Genomic DNA, 6491 nt, shown 5'->3' on the forward strand with positions numbered 1-6491 from the left:
GTTTAAGTATTCAGATTATATAAACTTCACAGGATGCTTACCACATATCCGAAACTTCACTTTTTACAAAAGATAAAGCGGCATCGCTAGGGGAAGGGCGCTCCATCATTTCGGTTAATACAACCTCTCTTAATTTGTTGGCAGTATCTGTTTTTTCAGACATGTTTGCCTTTCTAATGAGTTGGATTGTGGCGTTTTTAGCGGTTGTAATAATGCTCCAACATTTATCGCTAATATAGATTTGTTGCGATAAGTTATGTTCAAATTCTTGTTCTATGTTTTTAATAAGTAACGATTCGTAATCTTCTTTGTTTGATGTAATTGGAGTTACTCTTACCATAAGTTTTGATGGGGCAATGCGCTCTAAAAATAAAGCCATACGCTCATAAGCCTGTAAGCGTAATGGAATCGTGTTTACCTGCAAATCTTTTTTGAGTAGATAACGTCTTCTGCCGTCTTCATTTTTGGTATGCTCTTTAAAAAAGTAATAGGCAATACAGCCTGTAATTAATGATGGTATGGCGAATAAAAAAAGGTCAATAACTCTAGAGGCTTCCATAAGATTTGGTTTGGTTTAAGTGATTACTTTGGATGATGACCCAAATATAAACAATCTTTTAAATTTTGCATTCCTAAAAATGGAACGCTTGTTTTTTCGTATGCAAAAGTTGAATGTAATTTATTCGACAGACTGTGGTCGTCGATATTCATTTCGATGTCTTTCATGGTAAACTGGCAAGGGTGTTCGTAGCCGGCAGCATGTGTAATTTCAATCAATTCTTTTCTAAATGTTGTAAAATACTGTGCTAGGCGCTCCGATTTTAGCGTAGGATCTATGCCGCTCTGCAACCATTTACTTTGGGTTGCCACACCACTAGGGCAACGGTTTGTATGGCACACTTGAGCTTGAATACATCCAATACTCATCATGGCCTCTCTGGCTACGTTAATACAATCGGCTCCCATAGCAAAGGCCATAGCAGCTTTAGCAGGGAAACCTAATTTGCCGCTACCAATAAATACGATACGCTCGGAAAGGCCTTTGTTTTTAAACATCTTATACAAATCGCTAAAACCATAAATCCAAGGTAGCGAAACATGATCGGCAAAACTAGGAGGAGCCGCTCCGGTACCACCTTCGCCACCATCTACAGTAATAAAGTCGGGGCCTTTTCCGGTGGCAACCATAAAGTCTGCCAATTCTTCCCATTGTTCTAATTTACCTATAGCAGCTTTAATACCAACAGGTAAGCCTGTAGCTTCGGCTATTTTTTCAATAAAATCTACCATTTCAGGAATATTAGAAAAAGCTTTATGGTTTGGAGGTGAAAGCACATCAACACCAATTGGAACACCTCTAATTTCTGAAATTTCTTTAGTGATTTTAGCACCAGGAAGCACACCACCTTTTCCAGGTTTAGCGCCTTGAGAAAGTTTAACTTCAATAGCTCGTATAAAAGGGTTGTTTTCAACCAGTTTTATCATTTTTTCCATGGAAAATCCGCCTTCTTCAGAGCGCACACCAAAATACCCGGTTCCGAAATGGAAAATAACATCGCCACCATGACTGTGATGTGGCGATAAACCGCCTTCACCAGTATTGTGATACGCTCCAGCGATTTTAACGCCTTTGTTTAATGATTCTATCGCTTTCGCGGAAAGCGAGCCAAAACTCATGGCTGAAACATTGATGACTGAAGCTGGTCTGAAAGGCCTTCTCCTTTTATGAAATTCACCCATCACTTTGGCGCATGGCAAAAAAGATTTGTCTTCATGGTTAGGATGATTTTCTGGAAGTTTAAAAGGCATCATTGCATTATTAATAAAAATATGCTGATGCTGATAAATATCTCGGTCGGTACCAAAACCTTCGTAGTTGTTTTCCTTTTTAGCCGAAGCGTAAATCCATCCGCGTTCAATTCTGTTAAAAGGCAATTCTTCACGGTTATTAGCCACGAAATATTGACGCATTTCAGGGCCTATACTCTCAAATAAATAGCGTAAATGTCCGAAAATGGGGTAGTTGTGGCTTATGGTATGTTGTTTTTGAAAAAATACATCGCGTATAGCTACTAAGGCTAACCCTATTAATAACCATCCCCACCAGCTTATGTGAGATACTAAATCTAAAATCGTACTCATGTTTATAATTTAAGGTGTAATTCCTGTTTTTCTTTAAGTTTTTAAAGGTATTTAAAATTATTGTTTTTCATAAAGATTGAATATATATCTTTATAACATGAAATATAAATATTTAGGACTTCTCGTCTTTATTGTTATTCTGGCCGTTATAGCGGTGCCTGTTTCTAATTATTTTGTAAAGCTAAAAATAGAAAAAGCATTACATAATTTACCAGAACATATTGATGTAAATACAAAAGATATTTATGTTGATGTAGTTTCTGGAACCGTGGAGTTTAAAGATGTGCTCATTTCTGTTTTAAATAAAACCACTCAAGAGAAATCTGTAAAATTGAATTTGAAAGGGGTTTTAATTGAAGATATTGATTATATAGAATTTATATTTTATAATAAAGTCAAGATAGATGAATTGGCATTAGATGCGCCAAAAGTAACATATTATAAAGCAGGTAAACAAAAAAAGCCAACCAGTGCTTATAAAGCTTCAGAAACACCTCAGGTATCCATTAAAAATGTACAAATTACCAATGGAGCTGCTCAAGTTTTAAGTCTGCAAAGCGATTCGTTATTGTTTGATATTAAATCTTTTAAAATAAATTTAAAGGATTTGCAACATCACCCCGATAAAAAAAATCGCATGCCTGTAACGTTTCATAATTTTGATATTGAAGCAGATTCGATACAGCTCAACGTTGGCGAGTATGACCGTTTATTTATTAATCAAGCACAATTAAAGGATCATGCTTCAGTATTAAAAACCGTTCAATTAAAAACCAAGTTTTCTAAAAAGGAACTTTCTAAACACATTAAAACTGAAAGAGATCATTTCAATTTAAATGTCGATTCCATTGTAATTGCCGAAGTAGATTTTGGTTACAAACAGGATACTATTTTTTATTTCACTACTAACAAATCGGCGTTACATCACTTAGATTTTGAAATTTATAGAGATAAATTAGTAGCAGACGATCATAGTATAAAATCACTATATGGTAAAATGCTCAGAGAGTTAAATTTCGATCTTAATGTGAAAGAGCTTCAGGTTCTAGATGGGAAAATCGTGTACGAAGAGCGCGTACATCATTCGGGCGTGCCTGGCAAAATTTTCTTCTCAGATTTTAACGCGACCATGTCCAACATCAATAATACATACCCTGAAGGTGATAAAACTGTAGTAAATATAACCACGAGGTTTATGGATGAAGCGCCATTAAAAGCGTACTGTGATTTTGATATTAATAACGAATACGATCGGTTTCTTTTTAAAGCAGAATTAGGATCGTTTCATGCCGAAAAAATGAATCAATTTTTAGTGCCAAATCTCAATGTCAAATTTGAAGGTATCTTGCACAAAACCTACTTCACTATTGATGCTACTGCGAATCATTCGTCTATTGACTTAAAAACGGATTTCGATGGCCTTAGAGTGGATGTTTTAAGAAAGCATAAACATAAGAAAAACAAGTTTTTATCGGCTATAGCTAATATCTTTGTTAAGAAAACCACCGAGCACGGTGATAGTGTTTTTGCTGAAGCTAAAAGACATGGTATTAAACGCGATAAAACTAAATCGGTTTTCAATTTCCTTTGGCTTAACGTCAAGGAAGGGCTTCTTCATGCTAAAAACTAATAAAGTACTGTTTAGTATATGCGAGCGTCATGCTGAACTTGTTTAAGCATCACACGACACATTTAATGTTTGATGTTTTTTGTGGGATTCTGAAACAAGTTCAGAATGACGAGAACAAATTTTTAGATTACGGATATTCAATTAAAATCTTGGTAATTCCTTAATTTGTTCATAATTATTAATTATTTCATCCTATAAAAAGCCCAACATTGGTTAATTTCACGGCCTAAAATTGATGATGATTTGGAAAAATACTTAAGCCAGTTAAATGACGCTCAATTAGAGCCTACGATACAAATTGACGGACCCATGATTGTTATTGCAGGTGCTGGATCTGGAAAAACAAGAGTGCTAACTTACCGTATTGCTTACATGATGAGCAAAGGCATAGATCCTTTTAATATCTTATCGCTCACCTTTACCAATAAGGCGGCTAAAGAGATGAAAGAGCGTATTGCAACCATTGTAGGGGCAAGTGAAGCAAAAAACCTGTGGATGGGAACGTTTCACTCCATATTTGCTAAAATTCTTAGAATTGAGGCCGATAAACTCGGATTTCCAAGTAATTTTACCATTTACGACTCTCAAGATTCCGATAAACTTATTGGGTCTATCATTCGAGAAATGCAACTCGATAAAGATATTTATAAAGCTAAACAAGTACGTTCCCGTATTTCATCATATAAAAACAGTTTAATTACCGTTCGTGCATATTTTCAAAATCCTGAATTAAAAGAAGCTGATGCGATGGCAAGACGTCCGCGCATGGGTGATATTTACAAAGAGTATGTAGACCGCTGCTTTAAAGCGGGTGCTATGGATTTTGATGATTTACTTTTAAGAACCAATGAGCTATTAACTCGATTTCCTGAAGTATTAGCGAAATATCAAAACCGATTTAAATACATTTTGGTTGATGAGTACCAAGATACCAACCATTCTCAATATTTAATTGTTAGAGCCTTAGCCGATAAATTTCATAATATATGCGTGGTAGGTGATGATGCCCAAAGTATCTATGCTTTCCGTGGTGCGAACATTAGTAATATATTGAATTTCCAAAAGGATTATGATGATGTGAAAATGTTTCGTTTGGAGCAAAACTATCGTTCAACAAAAAACATTGTAAACGCAGCAAACTCTATCATTGATAAAAATCAGACCAAACTAGAAAAAATTGTTTGGACAGCCAATGACGAAGGAGGCAAAATAAAAGTACACCGTTCCTTAACCGATGGTGATGAAGGCCGTTATGTAGCCAGTACTATTTTAGAGAATAAAACTAAGGACGGATTAAACAACAGTGATTTTGCGATTTTATACCGTACCAATTCACAATCTCGTGCCATGGAGGAAGCCTTGCGTAAGCGTGGTATTCCGTATCGTATTTATGGCGGTTTGTCCTTTTATCAGCGTAAAGAAATTAAAGACGTTTTATCATACTTACGTTTAATTGTAAATCCTGCCGATGAGGAAGCTTTAAAACGTGTTATTAATTTTCCACCTAGAGGTATTGGTCAAACCACAGTAGATAGACTTATTGTAGGCGCTAATGGTTACAAGCGTACCATTTTTGAAGTGATGAAAAACATCGATAAAACCGATCTTAAAATCAATTCAGGTACTAAAAATAAGCTGAAAGACTTTGTAACCTTAATTGAGAGTTATCAAGTTTTAAATCAGACTGCCGATGTTTTTGAATTGGCAGAGCATGTGACCAGAACCAGTGGTTTGTTAAAAGAATTTGGTAAAGATACTACGCCTGAAGGAGTGACCCGTGTTGAAAATATCGAAGAGCTTATTAACGGTATGAAAGATTTCGTTGAAGGACAGATTGAAATCGCTGATGCAACCGGTTCCTTATCTGAATTTTTGGAAGATGTGGCTTTATCTAGTGATTTGGATAATGAAACTGAAGATGATGATGAGGTGGCTTTAATGACCATTCACTTAGCAAAGGGATTAGAGTTTTCTAATGTATTTATTGTGGGGCTGGAAGAAGATTTATTTCCAAGTGCCATGAGCATGAACACCAGAAGTGAGTTGGAAGAGGAGCGTCGTTTGTTTTACGTAGCGCTTACCCGTGCCGAGAAACAGGCGTATTTAACTTATGCTTTATCGCGATACCGTTGGGGGAAATTGGTAGATTCTGATCCGAGTCGATTTATTGAAGAAATAGACGAGCAATATTTAGAAGTGCTTACACCAATGGAAGAGCGCCGTATAAATCCGATGCTTTCTGCTGATATTTTTGGAGATACCGAGCCTAATAAAATTCGTTATAAACCGGCTAAGCAACCAACATTCACTAAAAATAAAACCCCGAAAAAAGAACCTGAAAAGTATGTAGCACCAACGACTAGAAATTTGAAGCCGGTAGCTAAATCTTCAGATAGTAGTGGGGGCTCTAATTTATTTGATAATAAGTTGGCTGTGGGTAATAAAGTTAAGCATATTAGATTTGGAACCGGAGAGGTATTAAAAATTGAAGGTACTGGAGCCGATGTAAAAGCAGAGATTAATTTTCAGCATGGAGGGACTAAAAAGTTGTTGCTTCGTTTTGCTAAGTTGGAGGTGATTGGGTAGGTTTTTGTTGTTGAATTGTTTATTTGTTTAACCGTTTAATCGGAATTTCAATTATAATCTTCGAGCTAATGAGTATCTGTGTAAATCTGTGAAATCAGTGTCTTTTATAAATTTTTGGCCACGGATTACACGG

4 protein-coding genes are annotated in these 6491 nt (G+C 35.9%); 2 read left to right on the forward strand and 2 right to left on the reverse strand.

Annotated features, from left to right (window positions below; all coding sequences use genetic code 11):
- Window positions 1–37: 37 nt before the first annotated feature.
- Together A6I66_RS09075 and A6I66_RS09080 are read right to left on the reverse strand one after the other, a co-directional pair.
- Window positions 38–559: a DUF7935 family protein gene (locus A6I66_RS09075; RefSeq protein WP_067148067.1), complete on the reverse strand. Its 522-nt coding sequence runs from the start codon at window positions 557–559 to the stop codon at window positions 38–40.
- A 23-nt stretch (window positions 560–582) separates the two neighbouring features.
- Entirely contained in the window at window positions 583–2142 is a 1560-nt protein-coding gene (locus A6I66_RS09080; protein ID WP_067148070.1) for an FMN-binding glutamate synthase family protein, read from the reverse strand.
- Between the two features lie 97 nt (window positions 2143–2239).
- On the opposite strand from A6I66_RS09080, the gene A6I66_RS09085 reads away from it, so the two are divergent.
- Both A6I66_RS09085 and A6I66_RS09090 read left to right on the forward strand, forming a co-directional pair.
- The gene (locus A6I66_RS09085) at window positions 2240–3772 is read left to right on the forward strand and encodes a hypothetical protein (RefSeq protein ID WP_067148073.1); all 1533 of its coding nucleotides are present in this window, start codon (window positions 2240–2242) and stop codon (window positions 3770–3772) included.
- 243 nt (window positions 3773–4015) lie between these two features.
- The gene (locus A6I66_RS09090; RefSeq protein WP_067148077.1) at window positions 4016–6358 is read left to right on the forward strand and encodes an ATP-dependent helicase; all 2343 of its coding nucleotides are present in this window, start codon (window positions 4016–4018) and stop codon (window positions 6356–6358) included.
- Window positions 6359–6491 lie beyond the last annotated feature (133 nt).

Source organism: Pseudotamlana agarivorans (assembly GCF_001642835.1).
Taxonomy (GTDB): Bacteria; Bacteroidota; Bacteroidia; order Flavobacteriales; family Flavobacteriaceae; genus Pseudotamlana; species Pseudotamlana agarivorans.